The sequence below is a fragment of the Glutamicibacter sp. AGC46 genome (genome assembly GCF_053543715.1).
In genome coordinates this window covers 331,068-351,374 of sequence record NZ_JBLVOJ010000024.1, presented here as the reverse complement: position 1 = coordinate 351,374, position 20,307 = coordinate 331,068, and the positions used below count along the sequence as shown (strand labels likewise).

Annotated in this window: 17 protein-coding genes; 15 read left to right on the top strand and 2 right to left on the bottom strand. The window is 62.3% G+C overall.

Going from position 1 to position 20,307, the window contains the following annotated elements; all coding sequences use genetic code 11:
• The first annotated feature begins 46 nt into the window (after nt 1-46).
• Genes ACNPM8_RS13710 through ACNPM8_RS13670 form a run of 9 tightly spaced genes read left to right on the top strand, consistent with a single transcriptional unit; the run spans nt 47 to nt 11,245 of the window.
• Entirely contained in the window at nt 47-1,057 is a 1,011-nt protein-coding gene (locus ACNPM8_RS13710) for an AAA family ATPase (protein WP_105661752.1), read from the top strand.
• Complete coding sequence (locus ACNPM8_RS13705) at nt 1,057-2,376, top strand: DUF58 domain-containing protein (RefSeq protein WP_402735509.1); 1,320 nt, start codon at nt 1,057-1,059, stop codon at nt 2,374-2,376. Before ACNPM8_RS13710 ends, ACNPM8_RS13705 begins: the two co-directional genes overlap by 1 nt.
• Nucleotides 2,373-3,953, top strand: a complete 1,581-nt coding sequence (locus ACNPM8_RS13700; protein ID WP_448940023.1) for a transglutaminase-like domain-containing protein — start codon at nt 2,373-2,375, stop codon at nt 3,951-3,953. Before ACNPM8_RS13705 ends, ACNPM8_RS13700 begins: the two co-directional genes overlap by 4 nt.
• A gap of 51 nt (nt 3,954-4,004) precedes the next feature.
• A complete protein-coding gene (locus tag ACNPM8_RS13695) occupies nt 4,005-4,727 on the top strand; it encodes a DUF4129 domain-containing protein (protein WP_448940022.1) in 723 nt (240 codons plus the stop codon).
• Nucleotides 4,718-5,815: an RDD family protein gene (locus ACNPM8_RS13690; RefSeq protein WP_448940021.1), complete on the top strand. Its 1,098-nt coding sequence runs from the start codon at nt 4,718-4,720 to the stop codon at nt 5,813-5,815. The genes ACNPM8_RS13695 and ACNPM8_RS13690 overlap by 10 nt, the downstream gene beginning before the upstream one ends.
• Nucleotides 5,812-6,636 (top strand): PP2C family protein-serine/threonine phosphatase, encoded by an 825-nt coding sequence (locus ACNPM8_RS13685; RefSeq protein WP_332487810.1) that lies wholly within the window; start codon nt 5,812-5,814, stop codon nt 6,634-6,636. The genes ACNPM8_RS13690 and ACNPM8_RS13685 overlap by 4 nt, the downstream gene beginning before the upstream one ends.
• The gene (locus ACNPM8_RS13680; protein WP_448940020.1) at nt 6,633-8,978 is read left to right on the top strand and encodes an FHA domain-containing protein; all 2,346 of its coding nucleotides are present in this window, start codon (nt 6,633-6,635) and stop codon (nt 8,976-8,978) included. The genes ACNPM8_RS13685 and ACNPM8_RS13680 overlap by 4 nt, the downstream gene beginning before the upstream one ends.
• Nucleotides 8,975-10,534: a serine/threonine-protein kinase gene (locus tag ACNPM8_RS13675; RefSeq protein ID WP_332503532.1), complete on the top strand. Its 1,560-nt coding sequence runs from the start codon at nt 8,975-8,977 to the stop codon at nt 10,532-10,534. Before ACNPM8_RS13680 ends, ACNPM8_RS13675 begins: the two co-directional genes overlap by 4 nt.
• 9 nt (nt 10,535-10,543) lie before the next feature.
• Nucleotides 10,544-11,245: a hypothetical protein gene (locus ACNPM8_RS13670; RefSeq protein ID WP_332503534.1), complete on the top strand. Its 702-nt coding sequence runs from the start codon at nt 10,544-10,546 to the stop codon at nt 11,243-11,245.
• Between the two features lie 79 nt (nt 11,246-11,324).
• On the opposite strand, the gene ACNPM8_RS13665 is transcribed toward ACNPM8_RS13670, so the two are convergent.
• On the bottom strand, nt 11,325-11,543 hold the full coding sequence (locus ACNPM8_RS13665; RefSeq protein WP_105657136.1) for an acyl-CoA carboxylase subunit epsilon: 219 nt from the start codon (nt 11,541-11,543) through the stop codon (nt 11,325-11,327).
• 52 nt (nt 11,544-11,595) lie between these two features.
• Nucleotides 11,596-13,206, bottom strand: coding sequence for an acyl-CoA carboxylase subunit beta (locus ACNPM8_RS13660; RefSeq protein ID WP_388024113.1), 1,611 nt, complete (start codon nt 13,204-13,206; stop codon nt 11,596-11,598).
• A gap of 195 nt (nt 13,207-13,401) precedes the next feature.
• Between ACNPM8_RS13660 and ACNPM8_RS13655 the strand changes: the two genes are divergently transcribed.
• From ACNPM8_RS13655 to ligA, 6 genes are all read left to right on the top strand, one after another.
• Nucleotides 13,402-14,259: an SDR family oxidoreductase gene (locus ACNPM8_RS13655; protein ID WP_448940019.1), complete on the top strand. Its 858-nt coding sequence runs from the start codon at nt 13,402-13,404 to the stop codon at nt 14,257-14,259.
• 57 nt (nt 14,260-14,316) lie between these two features.
• The gene (locus ACNPM8_RS13650) at nt 14,317-15,183 is read left to right on the top strand and encodes a biotin--[acetyl-CoA-carboxylase] ligase (protein WP_388024112.1); all 867 of its coding nucleotides are present in this window, start codon (nt 14,317-14,319) and stop codon (nt 15,181-15,183) included.
• Between the two features lie 86 nt (nt 15,184-15,269).
• Entirely contained in the window at nt 15,270-15,818 is a 549-nt protein-coding gene (locus ACNPM8_RS13645; protein ID WP_388024110.1) for a hypothetical protein, read from the top strand.
• Nucleotides 15,815-17,026 (top strand): adenylate/guanylate cyclase domain-containing protein, encoded by a 1,212-nt coding sequence (locus ACNPM8_RS13640; protein ID WP_105657141.1) that lies wholly within the window; start codon nt 15,815-15,817, stop codon nt 17,024-17,026. Before ACNPM8_RS13645 ends, ACNPM8_RS13640 begins: the two co-directional genes overlap by 4 nt.
• The gene (locus ACNPM8_RS13635; RefSeq protein ID WP_133833026.1) at nt 17,026-17,982 is read left to right on the top strand and encodes a PP2C family protein-serine/threonine phosphatase; all 957 of its coding nucleotides are present in this window, start codon (nt 17,026-17,028) and stop codon (nt 17,980-17,982) included. The genes ACNPM8_RS13640 and ACNPM8_RS13635 overlap by 1 nt, the downstream gene beginning before the upstream one ends.
• Nucleotides 17,983-18,029: 47 nt before the next feature.
• The gene (ligA, locus tag ACNPM8_RS13630; RefSeq protein WP_448940018.1) at nt 18,030-20,306 is read left to right on the top strand and encodes an NAD-dependent DNA ligase LigA; all 2,277 of its coding nucleotides are present in this window, start codon (nt 18,030-18,032) and stop codon (nt 20,304-20,306) included.
• The last annotated feature ends 1 nt before the right edge of the window (nt 20,307 follow it).

Below are 20,307 nucleotides of genomic sequence, written 5' to 3'. Positions count from 1 at the left end.
CGGCATCGGCCGAGCATCAAAACGTACAGAAAGAACAAACACTGCCATGACCATGAGCACCGAGCAGGCCAACTGGTTCTGCGATACCTTCGCCAAATTGGTGTCCAATGTCGGACTGTCCGTGCTGGGCAAGGACCAGGCCATCAAGCTGGTGCTAACTGCCATGCTCACCGAAGGGCACGTGCTGCTCGAAGACGCACCGGGCACCGGCAAGACCATGCTGGCCCGCTCGCTGGCCGCCACGGTGCGGGGCAGCAACTCGCGCATCCAATTCACCCCGGATCTGTTGCCCTCGGACGTCACCGGCATCACCATCTACGACCAGCGCAGCGGGCAGTTCGACTTCCACCATGGACCGATCTTCGCCAACCTCGTGCTGGCCGATGAGATCAACCGCGCGTCTCCAAAGACCCAGTCGGCGTTGCTGGAAGTCATGGAAGAAGGGCGGGTCACCGTCGATGGCACCACCTACCCGCAGGCTCGCCCGTTCATGGTGATTGCCACCCAGAACCCGATCGAGCAGGCCGGTACCTACCGGCTGCCCGAAGCCCAGCTGGACCGTTTCCTGATCAAGACCTCCATCGGGTATCCGGACCGGGAAGCCACCGTGGCGCTGCTTTCGGGCAGCACCCAGCGTGACCGCTCGACCGCGCTGAGCGCCATCATCACTACCGAAGCAGTGGTGGAAATGGCCGAGCTGGCAACCACCGTGCATGTGGACACCGCCGTGCTGGAGTACGTCGCGGCGCTGTGCGAAGCGACCCGCGAAGTTCCGGAAACCCGTTTGGGAGTTTCGGTCCGCGGAGCCCTGGCGATGGTGCGCGCGGCCAAGGTGTGGGCTGCCAGCCAGGGACGGAACTACGTGCTGCCGGATGACATCAAGGAATTGGCGCCCTATATCTTCACCCATCGCCTGGTGCTGGACCCGGAAGCGGAATTCACCGGCACCACCTCCGCCCAGGTCATCACCTCGGTGCTGCGCAAGGTCCCGGCCCCCACCCGCCGTGGCAATGAAGACTCCGCTCCGGCCGCCGGCAAGGACCAGGACGAGCATTAATGAGCAGACGAGCTAAGCGTTCTGCACGGAGCACCAGGCTGAATCGCAGGGCCGAAATGTCGCTGACCATGGCCAGCGAAGCAATGCAGGTGCTGCGCGAATACCTGCGCCCTGCAACATCGCGGGTCAAGGAATTCAGCACCCGTTTCCTCGCACCGGTCACCACGGTCATTTCGCCGCTGGGCTTCGTGCTGCTGGGTACAGCGATTCTCCTGTGGATCCTGGGCGCCAGTTTCGGCTGGCAGGAGGCCCTGCTCGGCGCCTTCATGGCCACCTTGCTGCTGCTGGCTTCCGTGGGATTCATCCTGGGCCGCAATGATTTCAGCGTGGACCTGGACCTGCACCGCACCCGTGTCGCTGTGGGGGACCGCGCCGTTGGCGCCCTGCAGGTGGCCAACCAGGCCTCGCGCAGCGCAGCGCCGGTGATGATGGAACTTCCGGTAGGCCATGGTGCCGCCCAGTTCCGGATCCCGCGCCTGGAGCCGCAAGGAACGCACGAAGACCTGTTCACCATCCCGACCCAGCGCCGCCAGGTGCTGGAGGTGGGGCCGGTCCGCTCGGTCCGCCAGGACCCCTTCGCCATTCTGCGCCGGCAGGTGAAATGGACCGACCGCTACGAGCTGTTCATCCATCCGCGCACCACCGCGCTCGATGGCTCCTCTGCTGGTTTCATCCGCGACCTCGAAGGCATGCCCACTTCGGATCTCTCGAACTCCGATGTGTCCTTCCACGCCCTGCGCGAATACCAGGCAGGAGACGACCGCCGCCATATCCACTGGAAGTCAACGGCGCGTACCGGTGAATTGATGGTCCGCCAGTTCGAAGAGACCCGGCGTTCGCACCTGGCACTGAGCCTGAGCACCAATCTGGACGAGTACTGCGAGGCGCACGCAGAGGAAGATTTCGAACTGGCTATTTCGGTCGCTGCCTCCATCGGGCAGCAGGCAGTGGCGGAACAGCGCAAGCTGGCCATCGTGACCCAGCAAGGTCCGGTGCGCACCGACAGCGGCCGCATGATGATGGACTCGCTGACCCGCATCGAAGCAGCCGCTGGCCAGCGCGAGAACCTGGTGCAGGTGGTTCGCCACACCGCCGATATCGTGCCCGGAGCGTCGGTGCTTTTCTTCCTCACCGGCACCAGGACCAGTGCAAAGTCGCTGCGCGAAGCCTGGATGCATGTGCCTGCCGGAGTGCGCGCCATCGCTATCAGGTGCGAGACCGGCATGGAGCCGACGCGCTCGAACATTGGCGAGCTGACGGTACTGAGCCTGGGCAAGCTGGAAGAACTCGGCTTGATGCTGCGAAAGGCCGTGGCATGAAACAGACTTTGCCCCTCTGGCGCTTCGGCGTTGACGCGGCCTGCCTGGGATTGGCCCTGGTCCTTGGTGCCCTGGGTCTCCTGGACGCCTACGGCGCGAGCTTGAACTTCATCCTGGCTGCCGTGGGCGGAATTGTTGCCGGTCTTGCTTTGGCCTGGGCCAATGTGCACTTCAAGCTGGGCACGTGGCGGACCATGGCCCTGTTCGCACTGCTGTACCTCGTGCTGGGCACGCCGTTGGCCACTCCACGCGAGGCTGCCTTCGGAATCTTGCCCACCGGGCAATCCCTGCGCACCTTGCTGACCGGCCTGGTCTTCAGCTGGAAAGACATGCTCACCGTGGCGCCACCGGTAGGCTCCTACGGCGGCGTACTGATCGTGGCCTTCCTTTCCGCGCTGCTCACCGCACTGCTGGCCGGATTGGCGGCCTGGCATTTGCGCTCGCCGTATTGGACTTTGCTGCCGCTGCTGGCGATGTTCGTGCTGGGTATTGTTTTCGGCACCCGCGACGTGCCGATGCCGATCGCCCGTGGCGTCGCCTTGATTGCGGTATTGGTCGGTTGGCTTGCCTGGCGGCGCTTCATGGACACGCGCATTTCCGGCGGATTCAGTTCGGTGAACCACGAGCAGCTTGATTCCCATGGCGGCCAGCAGATGTTGCTGCGCCGCATCATCGCCGGAGCCCTGGTGCTGGCCGGAGCCGGCGTAGCGACCGCCGCGGCCACTCCGCTGCTGGCCCCCGAAACCCCGCGCCAGGTGTTACGCGATGCGTTGGAACCGCCTGTGGATCTCTACGATTATCCAAGCCCGCTGACGAGTTTCCGCAAATATGTGAAGACAATGGCTGACGACACCCTGCTGACCGTCAAGGGCTTGCCAAAGGACGAGCGCATCCGCTTGGCCGCATTGGATTCCTACAACGGCATGGTCATCAACGTGGATCCTTCCGCTGGTGGCAGTTTTGCCCCCGTGGGTGATGCCAGCGATATTCGTTCTGCCCAGACGCTGGAAGGCCGCGAAGCGGCTGAACTTGAAATCTCGATCCAGGACTATGAAGGGGTGTGGGTTCCTTCCGGAGGCAAGCTCATGGGCTTGGATCTGGCCGGCGGTCGTGAAGATGAACTGGCCCGTTCCCTGTTCTACAGCGATACCTCTGAAAGCGCGCTGAGCTCCATTGGCCTGGAGAAGGGCGATGCCTACACGGCTAAGGTGCTCTTCCCCGCCAAGCCGAGCGATGACCAGCTCAATGAACTGGATTTGGCGCAGTTCCGCATGCCAGAGCTGGCCAATGTGCCAGCCACGGCGGGAGCCAAGGCCGCCGAATTCACCGGTACGGCACGCGGCGACCTGCAGCGCGTGCGGAGCATTGAAGCCATGCTTTCCGGAACCGGATTCTTCTCCAACGGCACCGAGGGCCAGGTTCCCTCGCTCTCCGGGCACGGAGCGGGACGTATCACCAGCCTGCTCGATGCCGAGCAGATGATCGGCGATGACGAGCAGTATGCTGTCGCGATGGCGCTGATGGCCCGCGAGCAAGGGATCCCTGCGCGCGTAGTCATGGGTTTCTACCCGGAGTAATCCGCGCCGGGGAAGGCCGTTGAAATCAAGGGGTCCGATGTTCATGCCTGGGTGGAGATCGCTTTCGAGGAAATAGGCTGGGTTGCTTTCAACCCGACGCCGAATGAAGACGAGCAGCCCACTCCTCCGGAACAGGAACCCAAGGCTGTGCCGCAGCCGCAGGTGCTGCAACCGCCACCACCGGCGCAGGAAGAAGCGGATTTGCCTCCGCAAACTGCACCGGAGCCGCAGGAAGTCGAAGAGGAACCGAAAACCTTCTGGGAACGCTGGGGCCAGGTCATCATTGTCGCCGGCATTTCGCTGGGTTCGGTGCTGCTTGTGCTCTCGCCGCTGCTGCTGGTTGCCTTGCTGAAGCTGCGCCGCAGGCAGAAGCGTTCTCAAACCGGCAGCGCCGGTGACCGCGTGAGCGGTGGCTGGCAGGAATTGCTCAGCCATGCCACTGACCACCGAATCGCGACTGCCAGCGGTGCGACCCGGCGGGAAAGTGCCGGCGTGCTGGCCGACGGTTTCCCGGCGCTGTCCAGCCCGGTGCAGTCGCTGGCGCAGCGTGCGGATGCGGCGAACTTCGCGCATGAAGAACCGACCGAAGAGCAAGTGCGGAAGTACTGGGAGGATGTCATTGCGCAGACCCAGAAGATGCAGGAGCCGCTGGGCTTCTTCGGCAAGATGCGGGTGAAATACTCTCCACGCTCTCTGATACACGAGTTGGCGGCTAAAACGGTTACCACGGCACGAACATTGCAACGGAAAAACAGGAGCAAGCCATGGCGGTAAAAATGGACCTGGTAGATGCCCGAACTGCGCAGCGGCTGCTTTCGTGGCTCGTCGACTTCCTGCCAGTACTGGTCCTCTCGGCTATTTTCCTGCCGATGATCGGATCCAGGATGGTGAACTCGCTGGATGCGCCGCAGATCATGGGCGAGATCGCCGGAACGTACATCCTGTACGGCGTCCTGGCTCTGGCCTACACGGTGTTCTTGTGGTGGTGGGAAGCTGCTGCAGGCAAGAGTCTTGGCAATGTGCTCCTCGGGTTACGCACCGCTACTGTGTCAGGCGAGCGCCCGGGCTGGGGCAAGACCATTATTCGCCGTTTGCTGATAGCCGTCGCGGGTATCGTTCCGATCCTGGGACCGGTGCTGATGGTGATCTCCAACCAATTCGACGCGAACGGCAAGAAGCAGGGATGGCACGATAAGGCGGCCGGGACGCTGGTACTGGATATCAAGGCTGGACGGGATCCGCTGACTACCGGTGGTACCGGGGGACCGGGGTCTTTCGCGCCTGAGCAGCAGTATGCTCCGGGCCGTCGCTTCGTGGGCGAACCAGAAGAAGAGCCCGGCAAGTCCTCGGGAGTCATCGATTCGGTGCCAGGCGCCGTGCGCGCCAATGCGCCTGAGGCGCAGAAAGCAGCTCGTCCCCGTCCTGCCTCGCAGCCTAAGCCGGAGGCGAAGATCGTTGAAGTCCCTTCGTCCAAGTCCGGTGGTGACCCGGATGCAGATCTCGGTCACACGCAGATTCGTTCGCAATCGCCTGATGCCTTGCATCTGCTCTTTGACGATAGCCGGTGCCTTGACCTTGCTGGCAGCATCTTGATCGGACGCAACCCTTCCTACGCAGAGGGCGATGCAGGTGTTCACCTGGTCGCCGTGGATGATCCGGAACGCACCGTCTCCAAAACGCATCTGCTGATCGAGCCGGGAGTAGGCAGTGTCTGGGTTACGGACCGGGATTCGGGCAACGGCTCATCCATTGTCGATGAAGATGGAAACGTGCGCGAACTTGTCCCGGGCAAGCCGGAACAGGCAATGATTGGCCGTACGGTGTACTTCGGTGACCGCTACTTCCAGGTGGAACGTCCATGACAGATACTAGCCCGGCAGCCAGCCTCAGATTCAGCCACGGCCAGGCAACTGACCGTGGACTGCGCCGCGCCCTGAACGAGGACAGCTTGCTGGCCTCGGAACGGTTGCTGGCCATTGCCGATGGCATGGGCGGGCATGAGGCAGGTGAAATAGCTAGCGCCCTGTGCCTCAAGATCCTGGGTGCAGGATTCCAAGACGCCGGCACCAATCTCGATCCGGAAACCCTGGACGCGCTGCTGCTTGAAGCTGACCGCAGCATTGTGGAGGCAGGCTCCGGCCGAGCCGGAACCACACTCACCGGGGCCGTGCTGATTGATGCAAGGACCTCCAGCGGGCAGGAAGAACAACCCGAACTGCTGGTCTTCAACGTGGGCGACTCGCGCACCTACCTGTGGGCCCAAGGATTGCTGCAACAGGTCAGCATCGATCACTCCGAAGTGCAGGAGCTGATGGATATCGGCCAGCTGGACGCCGCGCAAGCGGCCACCCATCCGCGCCGGCACGTCATCACCCGCGCATTGGGGATCAACGCCAACAGCCAACCCGATTACTGGCTGGTGCCACTAGCAGGGCACGAACGCATTCTGGTCTGCTCAGATGGGCTGAGCAGCGAAGTCGGCGACGCCGCAATCCAGGAGATCCTCTCGCGTTTCCCGGATCCGCAGCAGGCGTCCGAGGAACTGGTCCAAGCGGCCATCGACGCCGGAGGACGCGATAATATCAGCGTGATCGTCGCCGACGTGCAGTATGGGCACCCCGATGATGTTGGCATAACAATCCCACGCATATCGACCACGAGCCACCAAGAGGAGAAATCATGAACGGCCTGAGTTACATTCCCGGCGACTGGTACGCCCTGGTGAATAACCAGCACATCGTCCTGCTTCCTGCCAGCGCCAGCGCCGAACAGGTCAACGTTTTGTGGTCCAACCTCGTTGGGAAGACGACGGTGGAAGCACTGCTCTCAGAGCTGTTGCCGCTTTACCAGATGAACATTGCCGAGCTGCCGAACTTCGCTTTGGTTTCCCGGGACAGGGCACCGCATCTGGTCTTGCGGGGAGCCCCAGAATTTACCGCACGGACAGCTGCCGGTGACGAGCTGGTCAGCGGTGCCGGCATTGCGACCTGGACCGAACGCAAACTTGGCGAGTCGAAGTCATGGACTTTGAGCACCGGTTCGGCGAATCCTGAAGCTGCGTTCGCGCTGCCAATTAGCGAAGGCATTGTTCGAGTATCAAGCCTTGAGTGGGGCACCGAAGGGGATGCGGCTGCTGGTGCGCCCGCCGGTGCCGCATCCAAATCACCTGCCACCCCTTCTGCTCCGGCCAAAGCAGCTCCAAGCCTGATGGCGGCCGCCGCTGTGGCCAAGCCTGCTGCGGCTCCGGCAAAGGCGCCAGCGCCAACTGCGGCTAAGCCTGCTGCTGCGCCCGCGCAGGCAAAGGCCCCCGCAGCAACGGCGGCTAAGCCTGCGGCGGCCCCCGCTGTTGCCAAGCCGACGGATGCTCCGGCAAAAGCTCCAGCGGCAGCGAAAGAGCCAGCGCCAGCTGCGGCTAAGCCTGCGGCGGCCCCCGCTGTTGCCAAGCCGGCGGCTGCTCCGGCAAAAGCTCCAGCGGCAGCGAAAGAGCCAGCGCCAGCTGCGGCTAAGCCTGCGGCGGCCCCCGCTGTTGCCAAGCCGGCGGCTGCTCCGGCAAAAGCTCCAGCGGCAGCGAAAGAGCCAGCGCCAGCTGCGGCTAAGCCTGCGGCGGCCCCCGCTGTTGCCAAGCCGGCGGCTGCTCCGGCAAAAGCTCCAGCGGCAGCGAAAGAGCCAGCGCCAGCTGCGGCTAAGCCTGCGGCGGCCCCCGCTGTTGCCAAGCCGGCGGCTGCTCCGGCAAAAGCTCCAGCGGCAGCGAAAGAGCCAGCGCCAGCTGCGGCTAAGCCTGCGGCGGCCCCCGCTGTTGCCAAGCCGGCGGCTGCTCCGGCAAAAGCTCCAGCGGCAGCGAAAGAGCCAGCGCCAGCTGCGGCTAAGCCTGCGGCGGCCCCCGCTGTTGCCAAGCCGGCGGCTGCTCCGGCAAAAGCTCCAGCGGCAGCGAAAGAGCCAGCGCCAGCTGCGGCTAAGCCTGCGGCGGCCCCCGCGCAGGCAAAGACCCCCGCAGCAACCGCGGCCAAGCCTGCTGCTGCGCCCGCGCCGGCAAAGGCCCCAGCGGCAGCGAAAGAACCATCGCCAACTGCCGCCAAGCCGGCATCCGACCCGGGCGCCGCCGCGCCGTCCAAAGAAGCAGGAGATCCCAAGGGCCCCGCAGCTGTGTTGGCACGAGCAGCCAAGGCAGCCGACGCGGCCAAGGTATCTGCACAGGGTGCCGGGGATGAGCAGACAGATGGCACGGCAACGAGTTATGCGCTGCCGCCGACCGAAGTCTCGGAAGAAACTCAGGATCCAGCACAATACGAGCAGGAAGCCTACTCGGAGGAACTATCGCTGGGCGGACAGCTGCTGGGCGCCAGAGGTGCAGCAGAGACCGTCTACGATACCGGCCAGGGCGATGATCTGGACACGATTATCAAACCGCGCCCGGGAAGTCCTGCCTCTTCGGCGCGGCCGGTTGAACCAGCCGACGACGAGCACACGATCATCCGCGGCTCCAGTGTTCCGAAATCCAGCGCCGCTTCAGGTTTGGACGCCAAGGACGGCACCGAAAATTCGGTGTCGCTGAATGAATTCATCTTGGCCCGCTCTTGCTCCAAGCGGCATCCCAACCCTCCAACTGCCTCGACCTGCCGGGAATGCGGCGAGCGCCTCACCGGCCAAGCGCAGCAAGTTCGCAAACCGGCCATGGGGCGCATGATTGTCAGCGATCACGGTGGCGCCCGCGAATACGCCCATGAACTGAACCGCTCGGTGATCCTGGGGCGCCAGCCAAGCGCAGCAGCCATCAAATCCGACACCGAACCCCGCCTGCTGAAGGTGGAAAGCCCAAGCGGTGACATCTCCCGCTCGCACCTGCATGTGCGAGTGGAAGGATGGCATGTGCAGCTGGTTGACCTGGGCGCGACCAATGGCACCGTGCTCTTGCGCGAAGGGCAGCGGCCACGGCGCCTGTCCCGGCACCAGGAGATCATGCTGATCAAGGGCGATGTCGCTGATCTGGGTGATGGCGTGAGCATACGTTTCGAGGATCTGCCGTGAGCCTGCGGCGCGCGCCAGCTCCGGCGCCGCAGATCCCGGGATTCACCTACGTCAAGCCGCTGGGCACGGGTGGATTTTCCGATGTCTATCTGTACGAGCAGCACCGGCCCAACCGCAAGGTGGCGGTGAAGGTGCTGCTGGCGGATGTCAGCGATGAGGAAGCTCGCCAGCGATTCGAGGCGGAAGCCAACTTGATGGCCCAGCTGTCCACTCATCCGTATATTGTCACGATCTACCAAGCGGAGATCACCGAAGACGGACGTTCCTATTTGGCCATGGAGTATTGTTCCCGGCCTTCTTTGGACGTCCGATACCGTCGTGGCGTCCTGAGCATTGATGAAACGCTGTCCCTGGCGATCCAGTTGTGTTCAGCGGTGCATACTGCGCATCTTGCTGGCATTGTGCATCGCGATATCAAGCCGGGAAACGTGCTGACCACCGACTACAACAGGCCGGCGCTGACCGACTTCGGCATCTCGGGAACTATCGGTTCACACACCGCTGGGCTTTCGGTGCCATGGTCCGCACCGGAAGCCTTCGGCGATGGCATGCCTCCGGGTGTGCGCATGGATGTGTACTCGCTCGGTGCCACGATCTATACGATCTTGGCCGGGCATTCGCCATTCGTCCGTCCTGGACAGGATAATTCGCAGGCAGTACTCATTGAGCGGATTTGCAATACGCCGTTGGTGCCGTTGGAACGGCTTGATGTTCCTGAATCATTGAGCCAGGCGCTGGCGGTAGCCATGGCGAAGAACCCGGCGTCGCGATTCGGCTCGGCTGCCGAACTGGCCCGCTCGATGCAACGAATCCAGATCGAGCTGGGCTTCTCGGTCACGCCCTTTGAAGTACTTGAAGAACCTGCAGAAGCGGTTGACGAAGATCACGGCGAGAGCACTCGCGTTCGCAATGTTACTTCGATTAGCGATGCGCAGCGTCCGCTGCCTGCCCCACCGATGATTTCCTCCGTTCCCGGGCAACGGCTGCGGCAGGCAGGACCGTCAGTTCCAATACCGCGGCTGGAAATGCCGAAGGATTCCATTTCGGCTCCGGGCCAGCAGAGCGCAGCTCCAGGCGAATCAGGAACGCCGGTGGACGCGCCGGCAGAACCGAAGCCGCGCCAGGGCCTGCCGAAGGTCTTCATCGCAGTGGGCCTTGTGCTATTTCTCCTGGTTGGCGGCGCTGTCATTGCCAACATGTACTTGCCGGACCAAAATGCTGCACAGCGTTCTGGCCCGCCTATTACAGCGACGGACGGGCCCAAGGATGCATTGGTTGGCGGCACTGTGCCGAAGGTGGATAATTTTGCGTACTCCACGGTCGGAGAAACTGTAACTTTCCGTTGGTCCAACCCAGAACCGAATAAGGCAGACCATTACCGGTGGGCTCCAATTACCGCCACGGAAACGGGAGAATACAAGCAGACGATGTCCCCAAGCGCCACTACCGAGATCGGGAAAGGCGGACAAACCTGTATCGAGGTCAAGCTCGTGCGCGATGATGGACGTATCTCGGATGGAGCACGGTTCTGCACCGCCGCAGGTTCAGGAAAGTAGGCAAGAGAGATGAGTGAAGTAACTATCGAGTACTGCGGACAGTACTATCCTGTCCACGATGCCAAGCCCTTCACCATCGGCCGAGAAGGCGACCTGGCCATCGACGACAATCCCTACTTGCACCGGCACTTCTTGACGATTACCAAGCAAAGCGGGCTGTGGTGGCTTAATAATGTCGGTAGCCGGCTGACCGCGACGATTGCTGACCGTACCGGCGGACTGCAGGCCTGGCTCTCGCCGGAATCGAGCCTGCCCCTGGTGCTGAACCGGGTGGGTGTGGTTTTCACCGCCGGTCCCACCACCTACGAGCTATCGATTCATGTTGCGCAGCCGGCATTCCGGCAGGCCTACATGGACTACGACGCTTCGGGCGAGACCACCATTGGCCCGGTGCTGCTGACCAGTGCCCAGCGGGCCTTGGTCGTTGTCCTGGCTGAGCCGATGCTGCGCCGTGAAGGCACTGGCTTGAGTTCAATTCCCACAAGTGCCGCTGCCGCCGCCCGGCTGGGGTGGGGAATTACGAAGTTCAATCGCAAACTCGATAACGTCTGCGACAAATTGGACAAGGCCGGCGTGGCCGGGCTGCGCGGGGGGCCTGGAAAATTGGCCACCAACCGCAGGGCGCGACTGGTGGAACACGCTGTGAGTTCGCATCTGGTGACTCGTGCAGACCTAGCCATCTTGGACTTCGAAGTTCCCGACGAAGACTAGGTTGCCAGCGGCGCCGCACAGAGCAATGGCCCGGAAAATTCCGCTAGGGAACGTTCCGGGCCATCGCTTTCAGCAGGCCTTAGCGCCGGCCAATAGTCCAGCCCAAACGCGGGGCCAGCGCCCGGCGCCTGCGGATCCGGGCTACACGCTTCTTGGGCTCTGCGGCTTCTGGTGCAGGAGCCGGAGTATTGCCCATGGCAGCGAGCAGCGCGGTAACTACCGCCACTTCCTCGTCACTGGGGTTTCCCTTGGTGACGCGGATCTGCGGGGCAACAGGCAACGCAGCGTTCTGTTCCATGGGAGTGCTCCTTATTGGTTTTAGCTGGTACTAGGCGGGCAGGCACTGCTGCTTACAGCGGGATGTTGCCGTGCTTCTTCGGCGGCAGGCTAACGTGCTTCTCGCGCAGTGCGCGCAGGCCGCGAACCAGCTGGAAGCGGGTCTCGCTCGGGGCGATGACCGCATCCACGTAGCCCAGCTCCGCCGCCTGATAGGGGTTGAGCAGTTCGGCCTCGTAGTCGTCGATAATCTGCTTGCGGCGGGCCTCGACGTCTCCGCCTTCGGCTTCCACTGCGGCCAGATCGCGGCGGTAGAGGATGTTCACTGCGCCCTGGGCACCCATCACGCCGATTTGCGCGGTAGGCCAAGCTAGGTTCAGGTCCGCGCCCAGCTTCTTCGAACCCATCACGATGTACGCTCCGCCGTAGGCCTTGCGGGTAATCACGGTCAGCTTCGGCACCGTGGCCTCGGCGTAGGCGTAGAGCAGCTTCGCACCGCGGCGGATGATGCCCTGGAATTCCTGGTCCTTGCCCGGCAGGAAGCCTGGCACGTCCACGAAGGTGAGGATCGGGATGTTGAAGGCGTCGCAGTTGCGCACGAAGCGGGCAGCTTTTTCCGAGGCGGCGATATCCAAGGTGCCAGCGAACTGCATTGGCTGGTTGGCGACGATGCCCACGGTGCGCCCTTCGATGCGGGCGTAGCCAATCATCACGTTCGGTGCGTACAGCGACTGCATTTCAAAGAAATGCTCGTCGTCGACAACCGACTCGATGACCGTGCGCATGTCATAAGGCTGGTTGGCGGAGTCCGGGATGAGCGTATCGAGCTCCAGGTCCTCGGCAGTGATATCCAGTTCTTCATCGAATTCGGCAACCAGCGGATCCGAGAGGTTGGACGACGGGAGGAAATCGAGCAGTTCCTTGCAGAACTCCACGGCGTCTTCTTCATCGGACGCAAGATAGGTGGCGGTACCGGTATTGGCGTTGTGCTGGCGGGCGCCGCCCAGGGTTTCCATGTCGATTTCCTCGCCGGTAACCGTCTTGATGACGTCCGGACCGGTGATGAACATGTGGCTGGTCTTGTCGACCATGATCACGTAGTCGGTCAGTGCAGGGGAGTACGCTGCACCACCGGCCGATGGGCCCATGATCAGCGAGATCTGCGGGACAACGCCCGAGGTATGGACATTGTTGCGGAAGATGTCGGCGAACATGGCCAGGGAAGCGACGCCTTCTTGGATGCGGGCACCTCCGCCATCCAGGATGCCGACAACTGGGCAGCCGTTGCGCAGCGCAAATTCCTGGACCTTGACGATTTTCTCGCCGTTGACCTGGGACAGGGAGCCGCCGTAGACGGTGAAGTCCTGGGAGTAGACAGCCACCAGGCGGCCATCGACGGTGCCGTAGCCGGAGACCAGGCCATCGCCTAATGGCTTCTTCTTCTCCATGCCGAAGGCGGTGGAGCGGTGGACTGCGAGGGCGTCGAACTCAACGAAGGAATCCTCGTCCATGAGCATTTCAATGCGTTCGCGGGCAGTGTGCTTGCCGCGGGAGTGCTGCTTTTCAATCGCTGCTTCGCCACTTGGCGCTTTAGAGAGCTTCTGGCGGCGGCGGAACTCAGCAAGCTTTCCGGCGGTGGTGGACAGGTCGATTGACTCGGCTGCCTCGGTTCTGCCCTGCGTCATGCCTTCGACTCCCTCGAGTTGTCTTCAATGTGTAGGAATGGCACAAGAAAAATGCCAACTAAGCCAGTCTAGCTGGGCAAACAGCTCATTTGTTTGTAGGAATCTTACAAAATGGCCCGATATCTGGTGCGTGGCACGCCAGAATAAGTTACTGAACAGTAGCTTAGTGGCGGACTATCGCGTAATCTATATCACATGACTAGTGAATCGCGCACTCTTATCGCACCTGTTCCCGGGAACCTGGAAAACCGCACCATCCTGATGAGCGGCGGTAGCCGCGGCATCGGCCTGGCTATCGCCCTGGCCGCAGCCAAGCATGGGGCCAATGTGGTCCTGCTGTCCAAGACCGATACGCCGCATCCGGCACTGGAAGGGACCATCCACACCGCCGTTGCGCAAATCGAAGAAGCAGGTGGCAAGGGCCTGGCCGTAGTTGGCGATGTCCGCGTGGACGCCGATGTGCAGCGCGCGGTGGAAGAGGCCGTGGCAAAGTTCGGCGGCATCGACATTGTGGTCAACAACGCCTCGGCCATCAACCTGGCCAAGACCGATCAGCTTGATATGAAGCGCTACGACCTGATGCAGGACATCAACGTCCGCGGCACCTTCCTGCTCTCAAAGTCCGCGCTCCCGTACCTGCGCGCCTCCGAGCATGCCCATGTACTCACCCTCTCCCCGCCATTGAACCTGGAACCGAAGTGGGCTGGACGGCATTTGGCCTACACCATGGCCAAATACGGCATGTCGCTGACCACCCTTGGCCTGGCCGAAGAGCTGAAGGAAGATGGCGTCGGCGTGAACTCGCTCTGGCCGGAAACCCTGATCGATACCGCAGCCATCCGGAACCTGCCGGGCGGACAGGAAATGGTTCAGGGAGCGCGCGATGCTTCGGTCGTGGCAGATGCCGCCATGGCCATTCTTGCCAGCCCGCCAGCCGGAGTCAGCGGAAACTTCTTCACGGATGGACAGGTGCTGACGCTGGCTGGCGAGACGGACCTGGAGAAGTACACCTTGAACCCAGAAGTCCCGCTGGTTGAAGACATCTTCCTCTAGGCAGATGACGAGGCAGGACTAAGCGTAATCATCGGCCGGTGCCATAGGGTTGGAGGTATGGAAAACCCGCATGGCACCGACCGCGCAGTTCTCGATTCCCGGCTCTTCACCGAGCTCACCGCGCAGCTGGGATTGGGGCTGGTTAATATCAAGCCAACCTCCGGTTCAACCAATACCGAGTTGGCGCAACTGGCTGGCAATGGGGATGCCGGCCACCTCAGCGTGTACTTCACGGATCACCAGCAGGCAGGCAAAGGGCGTTTGGGCCGTGAATGGGTAACTCCGGCAGGGTCCTCCCTGACCGTCAGTGTCTTGGCGGTGCCCGGTCCCAGCTTCCCTGCCGAATCCCTGTCTTGGTACACCATGCTTGCGGCCCTGGCTTGGAGCCGGGCCGCCGAGAATATCGGCGGCGTTCCCTTGGGCATCAAATGGCCCAACGATTTGTTGGCCGGAGAGCAGAAAGTCTGCGGCATACTGGCGCAAATGGTTCCAACTGGCAACGGCTACGGGGTAGTGGTTGGCACCGGAATCAACGTGAACCAGAACCGGGACGAGCTTCCGGTGCCCACCGCGACCTCCCTGCGTTTGGCTGGCGCCCAGAACTTGGACCGCACCGAACTGCTGGCTGAGTACCTGAAGCAATTCGCAGCACTGGATCAGGGTTTCCGCCGGGTCGGCGGCTTTGCGCAGATGCCGCTGCCGGGAAATAATGGAAAATCTTTGCGCCAGCTCGTCAGCGACAAGCTGGCCACACTGGGACATGAAGTGCGTGTGGAATTCCCCGATGGATCCACGCTGGTTGGCAACGCGGTCGAGTTGGGCGCAGACGGCTCACTGGTTCTGGAATATGGAACCGGGCAGCGAAAGCACGTGATGGCAGGGGACGTGCACCACGTACGGCGCGCCGACGGAAAGTATGCCTAACCAGACTTGGGTCTTGGCCCGGGACTATTATTGGAGATGATGACCGAAGCACGGAGTCGAGAACAGGAGGGGCGAGGAACAACACGATGAAGTTGCCGCTGCATGAAAGGGAACGAGTGATTATCAAAACTCGTGAACATTCCCGAGTGCTGCGCCAGCCCGTGGGAGCCTTCCTCGTATTGACTGCCCTGTGCACCTTCTCGTTGGGCTATCTCTCCCGGGAAGATCTCTCGGACTGGCTAGCTGGCAATGCGAATGTGTGGATGGTTGTTTCGGTGGTTCTCTGGGCCGCACTGGTGCTGATCTGGAGCGTGATTCCCTGGGCCCGCTGGCTACGCAGCCAAATCGTCTTGACCACCGAGCGGATCATGTTCCGGCCCACATACAACGATGGCAAGCTGCAATCTGTAGGATTATTTACAGTTCGCGACCTCGTCGCGCACAGCAAGGCGAAGAACACCATGACGCGTGCGGGAACCTTGGATATCGTGCTGAACCAGGGATACGTGAGACTCTCACATGTCCCCTCGGTACCGTATTTCCGATCCCTGGCAATGGAGGCGATGGCGAACCTGCGCAGCAACCAGAATGCGGCGCACACCGAAACGACGAACAGTGAGGGCATGGGGGCATGAGCACCGAGCACACCAACACACCCCGAGCAGACTCTCCGCAGTCCGCCGCCGAGGCTGTCCGCGGCGCCCGCCAGCACCCCCCTGTGGCCACACCGGCCGAGTCGGATCCAATTTTCGAACTTGCGCAGGCCATGGAAGGCCCCTTGCGCATTCCGGCCCACACCCCCGACGCTGTCCGCGACACCGTCGCTTCACTGGAAAGGCGGCTCATCGGCGGCCAACGCGAATTCCGTCGCCGCGAGGTCGCTTCCGAGGCCGGTGTTTCCCTGCACTCCGCGCGCAAGCTCTGGCGCGCCATCGGCTTCCCTGAACTCAGCGATGATGAAGTGTTCTTCACCCAGGCCGACAAGGAAGCCCTGGGCACCATGGTGGGGATGGTCCGCGAAGGCAAGCTGACCGAAGAAACCGCCATTTCCCTGATGCGTTCGGTTGGCCAGATGACTGACCGCATGGTGGTATGGCAGATCGAAGCCCTGGTTGAGGACATGATCGCCAACCAGAACATGTCGGATCGCCAGGCGCGCCGCCAGCTTTTCGGCCTGCTGCCCGAAATCATTCCAGCGATTGAAGACCTGCTGCTCTACTCATGGCGCCGCCAGCTGAACTCTGCCGTGCACCGCATGGCATTGCGGGTGGAAACCGGAGTGGCTGCCTACAACCAAGACCGTGGCGACGAAGATGGCGGCACCCCGCTGCCGCTGGCCCGTGCGGTGGGCTTTGCCGACCTGGTCTCCTACACTTCGCTGTCGCGCCGCATGAACGAGCGCACCCTGGCCCAGCTGGTGCAGCGCTTCGAAGCCAAATGCGCCGAAGTCATTTCCGTGGGCGGTGGCCGCCTGGTCAAGACCATTGGCGATGAAGTGCTCTACGTGGCCGAAACCCCGCAGGCCGGCGCCGAGATTGCGCTGTCCCTGTCGCGCGAGCTGGCCAAGGACGAGCTCTTCCCGCAAACCCGCGGCGCGGTGGTCTGGGGCCGGCTGCTCTCACGCCTGGGCGATATCTATGGTCCTACGGTGAACATGGCGGCTCGGCTGACCTCGCTGGCGGAACCGGGCACCGTGCTGACCGACGCGATTACCGCAAACACCCTGCGCAATGACGCACGCTTTGTGCTCACCGCCCAGGAAATCACCGCGGTGCGCGGCTTTGGAGACATTCAACCCTATGAGCTCTCCGCAGGCGAGGGAGCAGGACTGGTGATCGACTAATGGCTAAAGAACCAGCACCGGTACCGTTCATCCTCGCCGCGGCAGGGCTGACGGACGTGGGCCGGAAACGAACGCAAAACCAGGACCGCATCCTGATTCACGACATCGTGTATGCGGTAGCCGACGGCATGGGCGGTCACGAAGCTGGCGAGGTGGCCAGCCAGCTTGCGGTGGAAACCATGCAGGAAATCTGCACCTTCGCCAATAAGACGTCGGTTCGGAAACTGCCATCCGTGCCGGATGTCCAGCGCCAGGTGCAGCTGGCTGATGACCGCATTCGCGAAGCGCTTGAATCACGTGGCGGCACTACCTTGTGCGCATTGGTGCAGATCAAGACCCCGGGCAAAGGCCGGGACAATGTGACCGCTCCACTGGCCGCGGTGCCGCCCTGGACTTCAAGTTTCGCGATGACCCAGAACACTGATGTCATCTCCAAGATCACTCCGCAAATGCTGGAGAACCACCGCGCCAGTTTGGCTCCAGCTACCGAGCCGATTCCGGTGGTCGCCGATGAAATCCCGAGCCTGTTGCTGGTCAACGTGGGGGACTCGCGCGGATACCGGCTGCGTGATGGCGCCCTGCAGCAGCTGACCCGTGACCACTCGGCCGTGCAGGAAATGGTGGATGCCGGGCAGATCACCGAGTTGGAAGCCCGCAATCATCCGCACCGGAATCTGATTACCCGTGCGCTTGGCGCCGGCGCCGAAAGCCAGCCGGATCTCACCGTCTTGCAGCCGCGCATCGGCGACCGCTACATGCTGTGCAGCGACGGGCTCTCGGGCGAACTGACCGAAGACATCTTGCAGACCTTGCTGGTGAACTACAAGGACCGCACCGAAGCGGCCCGGATTCTCACCGGGGCCGCACTGGAAGCTGGCGGCCGGGACAACATCGCGGTGATTGTCCTTGATGTGCTGGCAGCCGAGTCCGCGCAAATTGACGCACCTGGGAACTAGGGCTCCAAGCCAGCTAAACTGTCCGCTGGTGGGGCACAATTGAATACGTGAGTGAAAAAGACGTAACACCAGTTGAGGCCACCAACGTTCCGCCAGAAGCTGACAAGTCCCGCTATGAACAGCTGGTCGAGCAGATCCGTGCCCACCGCGAGGCGTACTACCAAAACGATGCTCCTCTGGTCTCCGACGCGCAATACGATGCGTTGTTCCATGAGCTCCAGCTGCTCGAGGCAACCTATCCCATCCTGGCTGGACAGGATTCGCCCACGCAGGAAGTCGGCGGCGAAGTTTCCGCCGCCTTCGCATCGGTCACCCACGCAAGCCGCATGTACTCGCTGGAAGACGTTTTCTCACTTGATGAACTCGAAGCGTGGCTCGAACGTGCCCAGGTCAATGCCGAACGCCTGCACCCGCAAACCCCGGTCAAGTGGCTGTGCGAAGTCAAAATCGATGGCCTGGCACTGAACCTGACCTACCGCCAGGGCAAGCTGGTGCGTGCAGCTACCCGCGGCGACGGCACCACCGGTGAAGACGTTACCCACAATGCGCTGACCATCGGCGACATCCCGCAGGAGTTGTCCGGCACCGGCTGGCCCGAAGAATTCGAAGTCCGCGGCGAAGTTTTCATTGCCACCGATGACTTCAACAAGTTCAACGAAGCGTTGATTGCCCAGGGCAAGGCGCCCCTGGCCAACCCGCGCAACGCGGCCGCCGGGTCCTTGCGCCAGAAAGACCCGGAACAGACTGCTAAGCGCCCGCTGCGCATGTTCGTGCACGGACTGGGCCGCAGCCGCGATTTCAACCTTGCTGAACAGTCCCAGGCTTACGAGCTGATGCGCAACTGGGGTCTTCCGGTTTCGCCCTACGGCCGCGTTGTCGGCAGCCGCCAGGAAGCCAAGGACTACATTGCCGAGCACGGCGAGAAGCGCCACGACTTGATCCATGACATCGATGGCATCGTCATCAAGGTCGATGACCTGGCCACCCAGGAACAGCTGGGCTACACCTCGCGTGTTCCACGCTGGGCTGTCGCCTACAAGTACCCGCCAGAAGAAGTGCACACCAGGCTGCTGGACATCCAGGTCCAGGTGGGGCGCACCGGCCGCGTGACGCCTTTCGGCGTGATGGAACCGGTCCTCGTCGCTGGCTCCACCGTTGCCCGCGCGACCCTGCACAACCAGGAAGTCGTCAAGGCGAAGAACGTCAAGATTGGCGACACCATTATCCTGCGCAAGGCGGGAGACGTCATCCCTGAAATTGTTGGCCCGGTGCTGCCACTGCGTGACGGCAACGATGACCTGCGTGATTTCGTCATGCCTGTCGAATGCCCATCCTGCGGGCAGCCACTGGCGCCGGCCAAGGAAGGCGATGTGGACATTCGTTGCCTCAACGCTGAATCCTGCCCGGCCCAGCTCACCGAACGCGTGGCCTACCTCGGCGGACGCAGCGCCCTTGATATCGAGGCACTGGGCTACGAAGCAGCGGCGGCCCTGACCAGCGGTCCGGGCGAGGACCCTGCCACCCAGGGCGGCATCATTCTGCCTGCTGGCCCCGGCCCGCTGAAAAACGAAGCCGAACTGTTCAACCTCAAGGACATGCTCGACGAGCTTGGCGAGGTGAAGGTATGGCGGGAAAAGCGTTCCAAGGGGGAAGGCACCGGCATTTTCGAGCTCGTCCCGTACTTCTACTCCAAGGCCACCGCCAAGAAGCCGTCAGAACCAACGAAGAGCACCATGAAGCTGCTCGATGAGTTGGAAAAGGCCAAGGGCAACCCGCTGTGGCGCGTGCTGGTGGCACTGTCCATCCGCCACGTTGGCCCGAACGCTTCGCGGGCCATTGCCACCCGCTACGGCTCCATGGATGCCCTGCTCGAGGTCCTTGACTCGGGCAACGCCGAGGCTGAACTGAGCGAAATCGATTCCGTCGGATCAATCATTGCCGACGCGCTGGTGGACTGGTTCAAGGTGGATTGGCACCGTGAAATTGTCTCCTCCTGGCAGGCCGCTGGGGTGAAGATGGAAGACGAGCAAGATGCGAACATCACCAAGAACCTCGAAGGCTTGGCCATTGTGGTGACCGGTACCTTGGAACACTATTCCCGCGATACCGCCAAGGAAGCGATCATTGTCCGTGGCGGCAAGGCCACCGGCAGCGTTTCGAAGAAGACGGACTTCCTCGTGGCCGGCGAAGCCGCAGGGTCAAAGCTGGACAAAGCCCAGTCCCTGGGTGTTCCGGTACTGGACGAAACCGGATTCGGCGTCCTGCTTGAACAGGGCCCAGACGCAGCGCGCGAGGTAGCCCTCGCCGCACTAACGGAAGGCTAGA